Below are 16,536 nucleotides of genomic sequence, written 5' to 3' on the forward strand. Positions count from 1 at the left end.
GGGGGTTTCAAGGACTTTCTTGTGGGGCTCTCCGCGACGGAATTCGGCCGCACTTTATCACCGGCACATGCCACTCACAGGAAACGCAATACGTGTGTCGCGAGCGGGAATTGACTGCTATTCAGGCAAGGGGAATTCTTTACCTGTCCAGGGCGAGAATTTTTGGTGAAACCGGGGGCGCGTGCGGTCAGCCGATGATCCTGCCCAACTCGATCCGGGCGATGTACGGCGCCGGGCCGTCCGGGTTCGCGAACGTCACGGTGTTCCCGCCCCGCCCCAGGTCCACGGGGACCGCCAGCGTCCAGTAGTCGTCCCTGCTCCAGGTGTTCTTGAAGGTCACCCGCACCGGGGCCGCCGCGCCCGCCGTGATGTCCGCCGTACGGGACACGATGTCCGTGTTGTAGGCGTGCCCGTTGTCGCGCCGGTCGTCGTGCGCGTAGTGGACGACCAGCAGATGACGGCCGGGGATCGCCACGTCCACCGTGAACTCGGCCTTCGCGGCGGGGGAGCCGCCGATCCCCGCGACACAGGAGCCGTCGGCGGCGTACGCGGAGGCGATCAGCTCGGCCCCGCCGGAGAGGGTCGCGGAGGCGGCCCCGCAGGAGAGCACGCCGGTGTCCGAGCCGTCGCCGGAGACGTCGAGGGAGCGCAGGGACGCGTGTCCGGCGGTCACCGTGACGCGGTTGTTGCCCGCCGCGAGGTACAGCCGCAGGGGACGCCCGGGTTCCGCCGTCACCGACGCGCCGTGCAGGGCGAGTTCGACCGGCGCCGAGGCGCGTGCCACCACCGTGAAGTAGCCGTCGCGGGGCGCGTACACGTCGAAGACAGCCCGGTCGCCCGTGCCCAGCACGAGCGCGCCCGTGCCGGTCCCGGCCGACGAGGAGTAGTCGAACGCCGGGTTCCCGCCGATGTCCGAGAGTGTCGCCTCGTACACGGCGGAGGCGGGTCCGCCGCGGGCGGTGAGGTCGATACGGTCGAGGGTGACCTCGGCGTCGCCCTTGGCGAGGGTCAGGACGTGGACGCCGGCCGGCAGTTCGACGCGGAGTTCCTTCCTGGCCCGGTGGGACGAGTTCTGGGTGGAGGGGTAGGTCACCGTGACCGGGGCTCCGCCGTCGACCGACAGCAGCTGGGTGGCGGGGGCGCCGGACTCGTTGCCGTACAGGACCGCCATGTCGTAGGTGCCGTCCGCCGGCACCGTCACCGTGAAGTCGACCTTGCTGGCAGGGGTGTTGAGCGAGGCCACGTCCTTGGTCCCGGACGCCGCGTAGCCGTTGGCGTCGCTCACCGTGCCCAGGGTCCGCACCACACCGCCGGTGACGGCCGCGTCCTCCGCCTCGTACGACGCCGACCAGGGGACCGCCGGGACGTCCGGGGTGCCGGAGCCCGCGGGGGTGAGGACGATCCGGTACGCCGACATCGCGCGCAGTCCGCGCAGCGGCACGGTCACCGAACCGTCGGCGGCCACCCGCAGCGTCGTCCGGGCGAGGACCCGGGGCGTCGGGTGCGCCCCCTCGTAGCCGGACCAGGCGGTCTCCGCGACGGTCGCGGTGACCGTACGGCCGAACCCCGAGATGCCGGCCTCCTCGACATGGCGTACGACGACGTCGGCGTCGCCGGGGGAGCCGCCGAGCAGCACCTGGGCCTGGCGGCGGGCGGGGTCGAGGGAAGCGAGTCCCTGGAGGGTGTCGACCGTGTGGGGCCGCGGCGGGGTCACGGCGACGGTGTCGCCGGTCAGGCCCGCGTACCAACGGAAGAACCACCAGCCGCCGTTGGGAAGGTTCGTGCGCACCACGTTGCCACTGAGGTCGCCGGCGGCGTCCCAGTAGGCCTGGTTGGCGTACACCTTGTTCCGCTCGAACATCGCGACCCACTGCACGAGTTGCCCCGGCACGGAGAGATCGCGGCGGCAACCGTACTCGTCGATGTTGACCGTCAGCGGCGGGATGCCCAACTCCCGCTCGATGGCACGGTATTCGTCGTGGTGGGCCTGGAAGTCGCGCAGGGACGCGGAGTCCAGCTCGTGCCAGGTCATCACCTGGGGCAGGACGTCCTCCCGCCGGGCGAACGCGAGGAAGTCGGTCAACAGCCGGGTGTGGAAGGCGGCTTCGTTGGGCCCGGCGATCCGTGCGTCCGGGGCGATGGCGCGGATGCGCCGGTACACCGTCCGCCAGTCCCGGAGGAACCGGTCGCGATCGATCTCGTACCGCGCCTGGTCGGCGACGTCGAGGTGGTACCAGATCTGGTCGGGCTCGTTGAACGGGATGAACACGAACCGGCCGGCGTCCGGGGCGGCCGACACCTCCCGGACGATCCGGTCGGCCCTGGTCAGATAGTCGTCGATGCCGAGATCCTCGTACGGCCACCTCGCGTAGGTGTCCTGCATCATCACGTAGATCTCGCCCCCGCCGTTGCGGAGGAACGACCGCGAGACGGTGAGCGCGTCCCCGTTCGGGTGCTGGGCGCCGCCCTCCGGCTTCTGCGAGACGCTGGTGAGCTTCAGGGGCGCGAGCACGGCGTCGCCGGGCACCCCGTCGTCGCTCAGCCCGTACAGCGCGCCGTTCGCGCCGAGCAGCACCGGGCCCTCGGAAACCGCGAGATCGACGGTGAGCCGCTGCGGACCGGGAAGCGCGGGCGGTGGTCCCGAGCTCTCCCGCACCACCAGCTCCGGCACCGAGACGGGATGCGGGGCGATCCGCGCGGACTCCTCCAGCGCCGAGTGCAGCAGGGCGAACGCGGCCTGCCCCAGGCCGGTGAAGTCGAGGCGCACGGTGGTCAGGGACGGGGTGAGAAAGGCGGCGTGCGGGGCGTCGTCGAACCCGGCCACGCTGACCTCGCCCGGGACGGACCGGCCGGCCTCGTGCAGAGCACGCACCACCCCGAGCGCGAGGTCGTCGTTGCCGCACAGGATCGCGGTCACGGCCGGATCCCGGGCCAGCCGCACCCCCGCCGCATAGCCTCCCGCGGGTCCCCAACCGCCTTGCAGGGGACGGGGTTCCCGCGCGCCGGCCTCGCGCAGCGCCTGCCGCCAGCCGGTGGTGCGAGCGCCGGTGCGCCGGGTGCCGGACGGGATGGCGACGTAGTGCACGGTCTCGTGGCCGAGGGCGAGCAGATGGCGGGTCACCTCGCGGGCCGCCTCGCGGTCGTCGGTCCACACCCACGGACGGTCGCCCCCCGGCGGCCTCGCCGGTGTCTCGACCACGCCGACGACGGGCAGTTCGGGCGGCACGGCCTCCAACGCCCTTACCCCGGCCGGGTCGTAGGCGACCACGATCAGCCCGCCGCCCGCGTCCGCCGCGCGTCGCACCTCGGCGGCGACGGCGGGCTCCTCCGCCGACTCCAGGACCCGGATCCCGAGCGAGTACGACGCGGCCCGCGCCGCCTCCTCGATGCCCTGGAGGACCGAGGCATAGCCGTAGTGGGTGGTGTCGGCGGTGAGCACGGTCACCGAGCTGCTCCGCCCGCTGGCCAGGGCGAGCGCGGTGGCGTTGCGCCGGAAGCCCAGCTCGTCGACCGCGGCGAGCACCCGCTCCCGGGTCTCCGGCCGGACGCTGGGGTGACCGTTGATCACCCGGGAGACGGTCTGGTAGGAGACCCCGGCGGCGCCGGCGACGTCCCGGATGCTCGCCGGACGCCTTGGCTGACCGGTCGGATTCATGCCAAGATTGTGACCGGTCACATGGAGAACGTCAAGATCACGGGGACGGGACGCGTACGCCTGCTGTGGTGCTGGTCAGGCTCACGGCGCAGGCGTACGCGGCGGTTCAGCGGGGGTGGCTCACCAGGTGTGGGCCACGTCGACCACGAGGTGGCCGTCCAGTTGCAGTACCCGGAACGGGAGCCGGGCGCGCACGCCGAGCCCGAACTGGGTCTGGCCCTCGAAGCTGACCGCGTACCGGGTGTCCCGGAACGTCTGGTAGCCGGTGAGGTTCACGCCCGGCAGCGGTTGTGCGAACACGCCGGGGTAGGTGCGCGTGCCGGTGTTCGGGTTGTAGGCGGGCGCGTGCACCCGGATGTCCAGGATGGCGCCGCCGTTGACCGGGATGGTCTTGCCGGACGCGTCGGCGACGAGTTCGCTGACGTATCCGACCGAGTAGCCGAGTTCGCCGGCGGTCGCGCCGGGAACGTCGACGACGAACCGGTCGTAGCAGTCGTGCCGACCGGTCCGGGCGTTGGTGATGGACTCCCCGTTGGTCATCGCGAAGTCGTACTTGTCGAGACTGCCCCAGCCGGTGGCGCAGGCGGCGACCGCCGGCGTCGCGGCGGCCGGGGCGGCCATGGCCGGGACCGCCGCCGCGCCGAGTGTCGCGGCGGCCAGTGCGGTGGCCGCCCAGACTGTTCCCATTCGTGCCATGTGTTCCCCCAAGAGCGCGAGTGCGTCGAATGAACGCGAGTGCGTCGTATGGGTGAGACGTCCGGGTCGGCCCGAAGGTTGTACGCCCTTTCTAGCTCAGGCTCCGGGTGGTGTACGCGCACTCCGTGTAGATGTAGCCGGACTCCAGCTTGGCGGTGTCCGAGGCGGGCGTGGAGAGGCTGTCGCTCTTCGGCTTGTGCAGGAAGTACGTGGTGCCCACCGGCAGGCTGATGGTCTTCTGCGGGTAGTTCTTGCCGCTGCTGCACGGCTTGAAGCCCGACAGGATGGTGCTGGTGAAGGAGTACGCCGTGCAGCTGCCGCAGGCCTTGAGGGTGAAGCTGCCGGTGACCGGGCCGGTGTACATGACCGTGATGTCGTCCGGGCTGTCGTTCTGGACGGTGACCTGGATGCTGCCGCCGCTGCGGTTCGTGGGCAGCTTCTTGCCGGCGGCCGGGACCGTCTGGGCGATCTCCGCCGCGATCGCGATCTTCCGCGCCAGGCCGGCGTTCCCGGCGGTCTTGTGGGTCGAGACATAGCTCTGCATGGTGCTCTGCGCGGCGTCGAAGTCGCCGTCCTTGTACTGGTCCACACCGCAGTTGTACGTGCCCGAACTGGCGCTGTTCGTGGCCTTGTCGGAGTCCTTGCCGAGCGCGTCGGAGACGCTCGCGTCCTCGGCCTGGATACCGTCGATGCTGGTGCCGAGGGTCTTCAGACGCTCGACCGCCGCGCACGGGTCGCCGCTGCTGAGCTGCTTGGCCCAGGCGGAGACCGCCGAGCCCACTGCGGGCTCGACCTGCCCGGCCGGGTCCGAGTCGGGGAAGGTGGTGAGCAGCTCGCCGAACTGGTCCGCCCAGGTGGAGGTGCCCGCCAGGAGTCCGTCCGAGCCGCACTCGTACAGCGAGGTGGCCAGCCGGTCGTCGGGCCACTTCTCCAGCGACCCCAGGTCGGTCTCGGGCATCTTCTTCGGGACCGTGCGCAGGTACGTCAGCGGCGCGATCGCGTTGCAGTAGTCCTTCTGCTCGAACGAGGAGCCGACGGTCGTGTAGTACGTCCGCATCCGGCCCGGCACCTTGGCGGCGGCCCGGGAGTCGGGGTGGTCCGCGCTGAGCGCCTCGTAGATCGCCAGCGCGCTGCGGTAGTCGGACTCGGCCGAGCTGAACGGATCGTCCCCGGCCGACTCCACCAGCTGGTCCGCGTTGTCCAGCCGGTCGAGGAGCATCTGCTGGGTCGCCTCGTCCCTCGCGCGGTCGTACAGCACGACGCCGCCGGCCGGTACGACGAGAACGACGAACGCCAGGACGAGCGCGAGCGGCGCGGGGGCGGGCCAGGCGAGCCGGGTGCGCAGTCCGACTACGGCGCCGTGCGCCGCCACCGCGAGAAGGAACACGAAGTACAGGACGATCGCGAACCCCGGGACGCCGTCCGGATCGGCGGGCAGCGCCACCAGCAATAGGCCCGCCGTCGCCACCAGACAGAGCAGCATCAGCAGCCAGCGGCGCACCAGCGCGTAACCGAGGCCCAGGCCACTGAGGTTGAGGACGGCCACCGCGACCGCCCGGACACCGTCCGCCGGGGCGGGCGGCGGTGCCGGCGGCATCGGCGGCACCGGGTAATTGTGGAAAGTCTGGTCGTATCTGCCGTACTGGTCCCCCGACATGGCGGCCACCCCCGTCAACTGCATCCGCGTATCTGTGATTTGTCAGTCTATCGGCGGAAGTGGAGTCAACGACAGTGGGAAATGGGCTTCGGCAGACAAGGCTCAGGCGTCCGAGACGTTCGCCGTCACCTGCCGGAGGAGCCGCTTGGCCGTCGCGTCCTCCTCCGCCGTGAGGCCCATGGCGTCGCCGATGGCGAGGGGCACGGTGGTCGCGCGGTCGCGGAGCCGGGCGCCGGCGTCCGTGAGGCGCAGGGCGACCGAGCGTTCGTCGTCCGGACGGCGTTCGCGGCGCAGGAGACCGTTCGCCTCCAGTCGCTTGAGGAGCGGGGAGAGGGTGCTGGACTCCAGCTGGAGCGCGGCGCCCAGCTCCCGTACCGAGATCGAGTCCTGCTCCCACAGTACGAGCATCACCAGGTACTGCGGGTAGGTCAGGCCCAGCGCGTCCAGCAGTGGCCGGTAGCGGGCGGTGACCGCACGGGACGCCGCGTACAGCGCGAAGCACAGCTGGTCGTCCAGGAGCAGCGACCTGTCGGTCGGTTCGGTGCCGGCCACCGGCTTCACCACCCTGTTTTCGTCTTGGTCGTCGTTGTTGTTGCCGTCGTTCGAGTCCACTCGATTCTATCGCTCTCCAAGTGATCGAGAGCTAATTAGTTGTGCACGACTTAGTCGCGCGCTATCGTTCTGGATGTGCCGCCGGTCCCGACCGGGACTACCGTCAGGAACCTGTCCGCGGCACCCCGACTCAGGAGGTCGTCATGACCGACACCACCCGCCCGGTACTCGAACCCGAGGCAGCGGCGTTTGCCGAGGCGACCGCGAATCCGCCGTATCTGTTCGATCTGGCGCCGGCGGAGGGGCGTAAGGCGGTCGACGAGGTGCAGTCGGGTGAGATCGACATGCCGGCCGTGGACGAGGAGTGGGTCACGGTGTCGGGTGGTCCGACGGGGAGTGTCCGGGCTCGGATCGTGAGGCCGGCGGGTGTCGGCGGCGCGCTGCCGGTGGTCGTCTACATCCATGGTGCGGGCTGGGTGTTCGGCAATGCGCACACGCATGACCGTCTGGTGCGTGAGCTCGCCGTGGGTGTGGGTGCGGCGGTGGTGTTCCCGGAGTACGACCTGTCGCCGGAGGCGCGGTATCCGGTGGCGATCGAGCAGAACTTCGCGGTGGCGCGGTGGGTGGTGGCGGAGGGTGCGTCGAAGGGTCTGGACGCCTCGCGGTTGGCGGTGGCGGGTGACTCGGTCGGCGGCAACATGACCGCGGCGCTGACGCTGATGGCGAAGGAGCGTGGCGGTGTTCCGTTGGTGCAGCAGGTGTTGTTCTACCCGGTGACGGACGCCGCCTTCGACACGGCGTCGTACCACCAGTTCGCGGAGGGGTATTTCCTGCGGCGGGACGGGATGCAGTGGTTCTGGGACCAGTACACGACGGATGAGGGTGAGCGGGCCCAGATCACGGCTTCGCCGCTGCGTGCGACGACGGAGCAGCTGGCCGGTCTGCCGCCGGCGTTGGTGATCACGGGTGAGGCGGATGTCCTGCGGGATGAGGGTGAGGCGTATGCGAACAAGCTGCGCGCGGCCGGTGTTCCGGTCACGGCGGTGCGTTTCCAGGGCATCATCCACGACTTCGTGATGCTCAACGCGCTGCGCTCGACGCATGCCGCCGAGGCCGCGATCAACCTCGCCGTCACCACCCTGCGGACGGCGCTGGGCACCGCCTGAGCCGTGTCCCTCAGCTTCCCACCGGGAAGTACTGCCTCGGTGTGACCCCCACCAGCCGGTGGAACGCGGCCGTGAAGGAACTGGCCGTGGCGTAGCCGACCCGGTGGGCCACCGCCTCGATCGGCAGGCCCGCGGCGAGGTACGGCATCGCGGCCTGCATCCGCAGCCGTTCCCGCCACTGGCCGAACGCGAGGCCCGTCTCCGCGACGAAGAGACGGGCCAGCGTACGGCCGCTCGCGCCGACCTCGATGCCCCACTCCGCCAGGGTCCGCGCGTCGGCGGGGCGCGCTCCGAGCGCCTCGGCCAGCGCGCGGGCCCTTGGATCGCGGGGCACGGGCGCGGAGACGCTGGTGATCGGCACCGGGCGGAGTTCGTCGAGCAGCACCGCCTCGGCCCGCACACGGACGTCGTGGGCCAGGTCGGTCCGGACCAGGTGGTCGATCAGCGCCCGGAGCAGGGGCGTGACGGCGACGACGGTCGGCTCCCGCCAGTCGACATGCGGACACGCCGCCGGATCGACAAAGGCACTGCGCATCACGACGTCGCCCGCCGACTCCGTCGTGTGCGCGAGGCCCTCGGGAATCCACAGCGCGAGCGACGGCGGCAGCAGCCACACGCCCTGCTCGCTGCGCACCCGCAGCAACCCCTTCGCTGCCCAGGCGAGTTGGTGCAAGGGATGCCAGTGCGCGGTGAAGGTGAGACCGCGTGGCATGGCGAAGTGGCCGACGACGATGCCGGTGGCGGTGGAGCGCGGGCGGAAGACCGAGGGGCCGTCCCCGCCGTCGTGCTGTCCGTTTCGCGACACGAGTCGGCAGCCTAGCCCGTCGTGGACACGGAACGGCCGGCTTAGCGTCGACGGTATGCCGATGAACCGAGCCCACCGCAAGCTGTGCAGCTCCGAGGAGTGGGCACAGACCACCAAGGACGTCATCCTGCCCTGGTCTCTGGAGGACGTGGACCTCGGCGAGGACGTCCTGGAGATCGGCCCCGGCTATGGCGCGAACCTCCGCGTCCTCGTGGAGCGGGTGCCCCGGCTGACGGCCGCCGAGATCGACGCGGACACCGTCGCCCTGCTCAAGGGCCAGTGGGGCGACAGGGCCACCGTCCTGCACGCGGACGGAGCCGAACTGCCTCTGCCGGACGCCTCGTTCGACTCCGTCGTCTGTTTCACGATGCTGCACCACGTGCCCACCGACGCCCACCAGGACCGTATCTTCGCCGAGGCCTTCCGGGTCCTGCGCCCGGGCGGCACCTTCGCCGGCAGCGACAGCCTCTCCAGTGTCCGCTTCCGGGTCCTGCACCTGAGGGACACCCGCAACACCGTGGACCCGGCCGCCCTGCCCGACCGCCTGCGGGCGGCCGGATTCACGGAGGTCGCGGTGGACAGTCACCCGCGGCGCAACCGGGTGCGCTTCCGCGCCCGACGGTGAACTACCGGGTGACGGGCCGATGGACGAGGACCCCGCCCGTCGCGGGGAACGAGTCCGGCAGCCAAGGGGCTGCGAGCCGACGGCCGTTGAGGAATGTCTCCCGCACGCGGGTGTCCGTCTCCGACGTGTGCGGGGCCACCACGGTGATCCGCACGCCGTTGCCCCGGTGGATCGTGGCGGCAGTGAACAGCGGGTCTGACAGGGCCAGTTGGGAGCTGCCGGGGATCTGCGGGTACAGGCCGATGCTCGCCCAGACGGCCCAGGAGGACATGGCGCCGAGGTCGTCGTTGCCGACCAGTCCGTCCGGACCGTCGCTGAACAAGCTGGTGAGGATGCGCCGTACGGTGTCCTGGGTGCGGTCGGGGCGGCCCAAGTAGCCGTACGCCCAAGGGGTGTTGAAGGACGGTTCGTTGCCGAGGTAGGCGTACGGCTCGTCACCGCCCGCGTTGAGCTTGGTGAAGAAGGAGTCCAGGCGGGTGGTGACGGCGGCGGCGTCGCCCATCGCGTCGAGCAGGCCGGGGAAGTCGTGCGGGACCATCCAGGTGTACTGCGCCGCGTTGCCCTCGACGTACTCCTTGCGCTGGGCCGGACTGAAGGCGGGCCAGGTGCCGTCGGCGCGGCGGGGCTGGAGGTAGCGGCTGTCGGGATTCAGCAGGTTGCGCCAGTTGCCCGCGGCGCGCAGAAGGGCGGCCTGGGTGTCCGACTCGCCCAGCCGTCCGGCGAGTTGGGCGAGGGCGGCGTCGGCGACTGCGTACTCCAGCGTGGTGGACGCGCTGCCCCACACACCCTTCGTGCCGGCCGGGATCCAGCCGAGGGTGTCGTAGTACGTGTGCCCGGGGCGCTGCCGGTCGTTCCCGCGCCCCGCGACGGCGGCGCGCAGCAGCTCACCCGCCTCGAAGTCCGTGCCGCCGAAGGCGTGGACGGAGGCGGCCATGGCGGGCAGCGGGTCGCCCACCATCACGCCGGTGCCGCCGTTCGCCACCGTCCACCGGTCGAAGTGGCCTGCCTGGCGGCCCTGTTCGAGGATGGACTGGGCGACGTCGGACGCCTCGCGCGGGGCGAGCAGCGCCAGCAGCTGGATCTGCGAGCGGTAGACGTCCCAGCCGGAGAAGTTCGCGTACTGCACATGCCCCGGCCGGGTGCGGTGGATCAGCCCGTCCATACCCGGATAGCGGCCGTCGGTGTCGCTGAGGGCGCCCGGGTGCAGCAGCGAGTGGTAAAGAGCGGTGTAGAACATCCGGCGCCGGGAGTCGCTGCCGCCGTGCACACCGATCCGGCCGAGCCAGTCGTTCCAGGTCCGACGCGTGCCCCGGCGTACCGCGTCGAAGGAGCGGTCGCGCTGCTCCACCTGCGCGTTCTGCCGCGCGGCTTCCTCGCTCACGAAGGAGACGCCGACCCGTACCGTCACCTTGCGAGTCCCGGGCGCGAAGGACACATACGCTCCGGACGCCTTCCCGTCCAGCGGCTCGGAGTAGGCGAAGGGCCGGTCGAACACGGCGTGGAAGTAGAGACGGTAGCGGTTGCGCGTGCCGCAGAAGCCCCCGCTCTCCGTCGACCCGGAGAGCGTGCGGGCGCCGACGGCGACCGTGCCGGTGGCCCGGTTGAAGGCGCGTCCGGCGTCGACGGTGAGCCCCGCGGGCCGCCCGTCGTCCGCCGGATAGCTCAGCCGGGCGATGCCCGAGCGCTGCGTCGCGGCGAGTTCCGTACGGATCCCGTTGTCGAAGTCCACCCGGTAACTTCCCGGCGCGGCCTCCTCGTTGGCGTGCGAGAACGTGGCGTGACGGGCGGCCGGGTCCGTCGCCGGACGGCCGGTGAGCGGCATGAACGGTACGTTCCCGTAGTCGTCGCAGCCCGCGCCCGAGAGATGGGTGAGGCTGAAGCCGCGGATGCGCCGGTCGGCGTACGCGTAGCCGCCGTGCTGCGGGGTGACCGTGTCGGGGCTCCACTGGATGCCGCCCAGCGGCGCCGTCGCGCCGGGGAAGGTGTTGCCGGCGCCGCCTCCGTGGCCGAAGTCCGCCCCGCCCGGCGCCGTGCCGACGAACGGGTTGACGTAACGGGCCGGGTCGTCGACCTCCGCCACCGGGGTGACGTCGGCCCGTGCGGGCGGGGCCAGCAGCACGACCGCCGCCAGCGCGGCCCCGAAGGGTGACAGGCGCACGGGGATCTCCTTGCGTCGCGGGGAGCCGGCACCCGATGGAGGAACGCACGGCGTGGGGGCCGCCGAGGAGGGGCCTCCCCGGAGGAAGTGCCCACTCTCACCGGCCCCGGCGGCACCCGCCGAGCCGCCGTGCCGTGCGTCGCCCGGATTCAGGCGCACGGCGCAAAGCAACCGGACGGCGCAAAGCAACCGGACGGCGCCACGACTGAACAATGCGGACCAGAGATCCGTAACTCTGGGTAACTCTCCGTCTGGCGTACAGTCGAAGCCGGGGGCAGGACCATCGGAAAGGGGGACGGCGTGCCGCAGGAGCCGGTGCGGTTCACCGTGCTCGGGGCCGTCCGGGTGCGGCGTGGGGAGACCGAGCTGGAGCCCGGCGGGCCGCAGGAGCGTACGTTTCTGGCACTTCTGCTGGTCAGGGCGGGACAACCGGTCGCGGTGAGCGAGATCGTGGACGTGCTGTGGGGCACCGATCCACCACGCAGCGCGCTCAACGTCGTACGACGGCACGTGGGTTCTCTGCGCCGGCTCCTCGAGCCCGTCCTCGCCGCCCGCGCGGAGGGCCGCTGGCTGGTGCGGGACGCCGGCGGATACCGACTGGTGACCGACGGTGACACCAGCGACCTCCTCCGGTTCCGTGCCCTGCGTGACACGGCCCGGCGGACCGCCGACGCCCCGCGTGCGCTCGAACTCCTCACCGAGGCACTGGCGTTGTGGCACGGACCGGTCGCCGCCGGGATCCCCGAACCGGCCCGCGCGCACGCGGCGTTCACCGCCGTGGAACGCGAACTGCTCGCCGCCGCTCGGGAAGCGGCCGACGCGGCCCTGGGCGCCGGCGTACCGGAGACGGCCCTGCCGCATCTGCGCCGGGCCGCCGCCGACCAACCGCTGGACGAACCCGTCCACGCCGCACTCGTCCGCCTGCTCACCGCGGCCGGCCACCGCGCCGAGGCGCTGGCCGCGTACGACGCCGTACGGGCGCGGCTGGCCGAGGAGTTGGGCATCGACCCGGGCGCCGAACTGCGCGACGCCGTGCCTCGGGAGCGGCCGGTCCGCGTGCCGTCCCAACTTCCTTCCGACCTTCCCGTGTTCACCGGTCGGCGCGCCGAACTGGACGAGGTGCTCGAGCTGTTCGGCGCGGAGATGGCGCAGCCCGGCACCGTGGTGATAGGCGCGGTCGGCGGCATGGCGGGCGTCGGGAAGACGACCCTCGCCGTGCACTGGGCGCACCGGATCGCCGACCGGTTCCCCGACGGACAGCTCTACGTCAACCTGCGCGGCTTCGACCCCTCCGGCACGACGACCGAGCCGGGCGAGGTCGTGCGCGGCTTCCTGGACGCGCTCGGAGTGCCCGCCGACCGCGTCCCGCACGGACTCGACGCGCAGACCGCGCTCTACCGCAGCACCCTGGCCGGCCGGCGGGTCCTCGTCGTCCTGGACAACGCCCGGGACGCCGAGCACGTCAGACCGCTGCTGCCCGGCTCGGCCGGCTGCCTCACCATCGTCACCAGCCGCGACGAACTGTCCGGTCTGGTCGCCGCGCACGGCGCGCACACCCTCACTCTGCGCCCCTTCGACGAGGACCAGACCCGGGCGTTCCTCGTGCGGCGCCTGGGCGCCGAGCGGATCGCCGCCGAGCCGCGGGCCGCCGCCGAGATCGGCGACCTGTGCGCCGGACTGCCCCTCGCCCTCGCCTGTGTCGCCGCCCGCGCCGCAGCCCACCCCCACTTCCCCCTCGCGGCCGTCGCCGCCGAACTGCGCGAGACACACGGCAGCCTCGACGCCTTCGCCCGCTCCGACGCCTCCGTCGACGTCGGCACGGTGTTCTCCTGGTCCCTGCGCGCCGTCTCGGCCGACGCGGCCCGGCTGTTCCGGCTGCTGGCCCTGCACCCCGGCCCCGACCTCACCCTCCCGGCCGCCGCCGCGCTCGCCGGTCTGCCGGTCCGCCGCACCCGCCCGCTGCTGGCCGAACTGACCGCCCGGCACCTGGTCACCGAACACAGCCCCGCCCGCTACGCCTTCCACGACCTGCTGCGCGCCCACGCGGGCGAACTCGTCCACGAGCACCACACCGGGCCGGAGCGGCAGTCCGCCCTGCGCCGGCTCCACCACCACTACCTGCACACCGCGCACACCGCCGACCGGCTGCTCGCCCCCGGCGCCGACCCGCTGCACCCGCCGCCCGCGCCCGAGGGCGCCCACCCCGAACCGCTCGCCGACGGGGACCGCGCCCTCGCCTGGCTGACCGCCGAACACGCCGTACTGCTCGCCGTCGTGGCCGTCGCCGCCGCGTCCGGGGAGCCGGAGCAGGAACGAATCTCCTGCCAACTGGCCTGGTCCCTGGAGCCGTTCTTCGACCGGCGCGGCCACTGGCACGACGGGCTGACCGTCCAGCGCACCGCCCTCGACACCGCCCGGCGGCTCGCCGACTCCGCGCTCATCGCCCGGGGCCTGCGCGGACTCGCCCGTGTGGAGGGCCGCCTCGGCCTGCACACCCGCGCCGTCCCCCGCCTGGAGCAGGCCCTGCGCCTCTTCACCGAGCTGGGCGACGACACCGGCCGGGCCAACACCCACCGCAGCCTCGGCTGGGAGAGCGAACAACTCGGCGACCTGCCCGGCGCCCTGCGCCACAACCAGCTCGCTCTGGCCCACTTCCGCACCCTCGGCGACCGTGCCGCGCAGGCCAGCGTCCTGAACTCGGTCGGCTGGTACCACGCACTGCTCGGCGAGTACCGCCACGCCCTGAAACACTGCTTCGAGGCCCTGACCATGCTCCAGGAACTCGGCGACCGGTACGGCCAGGCCGTCACCTGGGACAGCATCGCCTACGCCCACCACCAGCTCGGCCGCCACTCGCACGCGCTGCTCGGCTACCGCAACGCCCTCACCCTGCTGCGTGACCTGGGCGTGCCCTACCTCGAGGCCGACACCCTCGTCCGCGTCGGCGACAGCCACCGCGCCATGGGCGACGACACCGCCGCCCGAGCCGCCTGGGCGGAGGCCCTCGACCTCCTCATCACCCTCGACCACCCCGACGCCGAGCGGGTCGCGGCCCGACTGACGGGCGCCGAGGACCGCACCGATGCGGGCTGAGACACCGATGCGGGCTGAGACACCGGGACGCGCGGAGGCGCTGGGGTGCGCGGAGGTGCTGGGATCGGTGCGGGGCGAGGGGCCGGGTGTCGAGGCGCGGAGATTGGTGCAGGTGGAGGTGTCGGGTATGGAGGCGCTTGGGCCGGTGGCGGCTGAGGGGCCGGGCGTCGAGGTGTCGGGATCGGTGCGGGGCGCGGAGCCGGGCGTCGAGGTGTCGGGATCGGTGCGGGGCGCGGAGGCGCTGGGGTGCGCGGAGGTGCGGGGATCGGTGCAGGCGGAGGTGTCGGGTATGGAGGCGCTCGGGCCGGTGGGGGCCGAGGCGCTGCGCTTTCAGGTGCTGGGGCCCGTAAGGGTGTGGCGGGACGGAGTCGAGCTCGATCTGGGGTTTCCGCAGCAGCGCGCCCTGCTCGCCCTTCTCCTCGCCTGCGCGGGGCGGCCCGTGCCGACCGGTGAGATCCTCGACGTGCTGTGGGCCGAACGCCCGCCCGCCAGCGCCGTACACGTGACCCGCCGTTACGCCGGCGCCCTGCGCCGTCTGCTGGAACCCGGGCTGCCGCCCCGCGCCCCCGGCCGCCGCCTGCTGCGCCGCACCGGCGGCTACCTCCTGGCGGCCGAGACCGACGAGGTCGACCTGCTGCGGTTCCGCGAACTCACCCGGCGGGGCAGCCGGGCCGCGGCCACCGGACGCCCGGACACGGCGGCCGGGCACTTCGCGCGGGCACTCGCGGAGTGGCGCGGCCCGGTGGCCATGGGCATCCCGGCGTCCGTCCGCGCACACGTCCAGTTCACCGCCGTGCAGCGCGAACTGATCGGCACGGCCCGCCTGGCGGCCGACGCGGCACTGCTGAGCGGCCGGGCCGAACAGATCCTGCCCGCCCTGCGCCGCGCCACCGCCCAGGAACCCCTCGACGAACCCCTGCACGCCCGGCTGGTCCTGGTCCTGGCCGCCTGCGGGCTCCAGGCGGAGGCCCTGCGGACCTACGACGACATCCGCCACCGTCTCGCCACCGACCTGTCCCTCACCCCCGGCCCCGAACTCACCGCCGCCCACACCCGGGTACTGCGCCAGGAGCTACGACGACCGAGGGCATCCGTGCCCGCAGTCGGCCAACTGCCGCCCGAACCCGCCGCGTTCGCCGGACGGCAGGCCGAGTCGCAGCAGCTGACCCGGCTCGCCGACGAGAGCGCCGTACTGGTCTGCGGAATGCCGGGCGTCGGCAAGACGACCCTCGCGGTGGCCTGGGCGCACGGGGCCGCCGACCGTTTCCCCGACGGACGGCTCCACATCGACCTGCGCGGCTCCGACCCGGTCCGGGACCCCGTACCGCCCGCCGACGCCCTGCGCGAGCTGCTCACGGCACTGGAAGTCCCCGCCCACCGCATGCCCGACGGAAGGGCAGCCCTGGCCGGTCTCTACCGCACCCTGCTCGCGGAACGCCGCGTCCTCGTCGTACTGGACGACGCCGCGGACACCGAGCAACTCCGCCCGCTGCTGCCCACCGCCCCCGGCTCGCTGGCGCTCGTCACCAGCCGCAACGCCCTCCCCGGCCTCGTCGCCACCGGCGCCCGCCCCCTGACACTCGAGCCGCCGTCCACCGAGGACGCACGAGCGATCCTGACGGAGCAACTCCGCACCAGGCAGTCCACCGCCGCGCCCGCCCCGAGCGTCACCCACGAGATCGTCACCCACTGTGGGCAGCTGCCCCTGGCTCTCTCCGCCGTCGCCGACCGCATCGCAGCCGCCCCCGGTCCTCCCCTCACCGCGGTGGTCGCCGAACTGCGGGACGCCCACGGAGGCCTCGACGCCCTGAGCGCGCTGCGCGCCCCCTTCCTGGCCTCCTACCGGCGTCTCCCGGCCGACAGCGCACGTCTGTTCCTGCTCATGCCCCGGCACCCCGGACGGTCCCACCTCACCCCGGAGACGGTCGCGCCGCTCGCCGGTCTGCCCGTCCGCCGTGCCCGGCTGCTGCTCGCCCAGCTCGCCGAAGCCCACCTCCTCCGCGAAACCGAGCCGGGCCGTTACGCCCTGCACGACCTGCTGCGGGCCTTCGCCACGGAACTGGCCGCGGCGGCCGCGGCGGACACAACGAACCCAACGGACACGAGCTGAAGGCGTCGTCACTCCACCG

General features: G+C 72.6%; 10 protein-coding genes and 1 pseudogene. 4 read left to right on the forward strand and 7 right to left on the reverse strand.

Features of this window, described 5'->3' with window-relative positions; all coding sequences use genetic code 11:
* Positions 1–187: 187 nt before the first annotated feature.
* From ACFPIH_RS24665 to ACFPIH_RS24685, 5 genes and pseudogenes are all read right to left on the reverse strand, one after another.
* Positions 188–2,659 carry a carbohydrate-binding protein gene (locus ACFPIH_RS24665; protein ID WP_381169200.1) on the reverse strand — a complete coding sequence of 824 codons (2,472 nt, stop codon included), beginning with the start codon at positions 2,657–2,659 and terminating at the stop codon, positions 188–190.
* Positions 2,654–3,655, reverse strand: a pseudogene (locus tag ACFPIH_RS24670) (LacI family DNA-binding transcriptional regulator); the annotation flags it as partial. The pseudogene ACFPIH_RS24670 and the gene ACFPIH_RS24665, both read right to left, overlap by 6 nt.
* A 120-nt stretch (positions 3,656–3,775) precedes the next feature.
* Positions 3,776–4,351, reverse strand: a complete 576-nt coding sequence (locus ACFPIH_RS24675; RefSeq protein WP_381168748.1) for an AMIN-like domain-containing (lipo)protein — start codon at positions 4,349–4,351, stop codon at positions 3,776–3,778.
* Between the two features lie 91 nt (positions 4,352–4,442).
* The gene (locus tag ACFPIH_RS24680; RefSeq protein ID WP_381168746.1) at positions 4,443–6,008 is read right to left on the reverse strand and encodes a hypothetical protein; all 1,566 of its coding nucleotides are present in this window, start codon (positions 6,006–6,008) and stop codon (positions 4,443–4,445) included.
* Between the two features lie 102 nt (positions 6,009–6,110).
* Entirely contained in the window at positions 6,111–6,530 is a 420-nt protein-coding gene (locus ACFPIH_RS24685) for a MarR family winged helix-turn-helix transcriptional regulator (protein WP_381169198.1), read from the reverse strand.
* A 233-nt stretch (positions 6,531–6,763) separates the two neighbouring features.
* Here ACFPIH_RS24685 and ACFPIH_RS24690 point away from each other — a divergent pair, with 233 nt between their 5' ends.
* Positions 6,764–7,726: an alpha/beta hydrolase gene (locus tag ACFPIH_RS24690; protein WP_381168744.1), complete on the forward strand. Its 963-nt coding sequence runs from the start codon at positions 6,764–6,766 to the stop codon at positions 7,724–7,726.
* A gap of 10 nt (positions 7,727–7,736) precedes the next feature.
* Here ACFPIH_RS24690 and ACFPIH_RS24695 read toward each other — a convergent pair whose 3' ends face one another.
* Positions 7,737–8,531, reverse strand: a complete 795-nt coding sequence (locus tag ACFPIH_RS24695; RefSeq protein ID WP_381168742.1) for an AraC family transcriptional regulator — start codon at positions 8,529–8,531, stop codon at positions 7,737–7,739.
* A 55-nt stretch (positions 8,532–8,586) separates the two neighbouring features.
* On the opposite strand from ACFPIH_RS24695, the gene ACFPIH_RS24700 reads away from it, so the two are divergent.
* Complete coding sequence (locus ACFPIH_RS24700; protein WP_381168740.1) at positions 8,587–9,156, forward strand: class I SAM-dependent methyltransferase; 570 nt, start codon at positions 8,587–8,589, stop codon at positions 9,154–9,156.
* A gap of 1 nt (position 9,157) precedes the next feature.
* Here the strand turns inward: ACFPIH_RS24700 and ACFPIH_RS24705 are convergent, their stop codons facing one another.
* A complete protein-coding gene (locus ACFPIH_RS24705; RefSeq protein ID WP_381168738.1) occupies positions 9,158–11,314 on the reverse strand; it encodes a GH92 family glycosyl hydrolase in 2,157 nt (718 codons plus the stop codon).
* A 300-nt stretch (positions 11,315–11,614) separates the two neighbouring features.
* Here ACFPIH_RS24705 and ACFPIH_RS24710 point away from each other — a divergent pair, with 300 nt between their 5' ends.
* Together ACFPIH_RS24710 and ACFPIH_RS24715 are read left to right on the forward strand one after the other, a co-directional pair.
* A complete protein-coding gene (locus ACFPIH_RS24710) occupies positions 11,615–14,407 on the forward strand; it encodes an AfsR/SARP family transcriptional regulator (RefSeq protein ID WP_381168736.1) in 2,793 nt (930 codons plus the stop codon).
* Positions 14,397–16,517 (forward strand): AfsR/SARP family transcriptional regulator, encoded by a 2,121-nt coding sequence (locus ACFPIH_RS24715; protein ID WP_385877492.1) that lies wholly within the window; start codon positions 14,397–14,399, stop codon positions 16,515–16,517. The genes ACFPIH_RS24710 and ACFPIH_RS24715 overlap by 11 nt, the downstream gene beginning before the upstream one ends.
* Positions 16,518–16,536: the final 19 nt, after the last annotated feature.

Origin of the sequence: Streptomyces vulcanius (genome assembly GCF_042653945.1) — a bacterium.
Taxonomy (GTDB): Bacteria; Actinomycetota; Actinomycetes; order Streptomycetales; family Streptomycetaceae; genus Streptomyces; species Streptomyces mangrovi.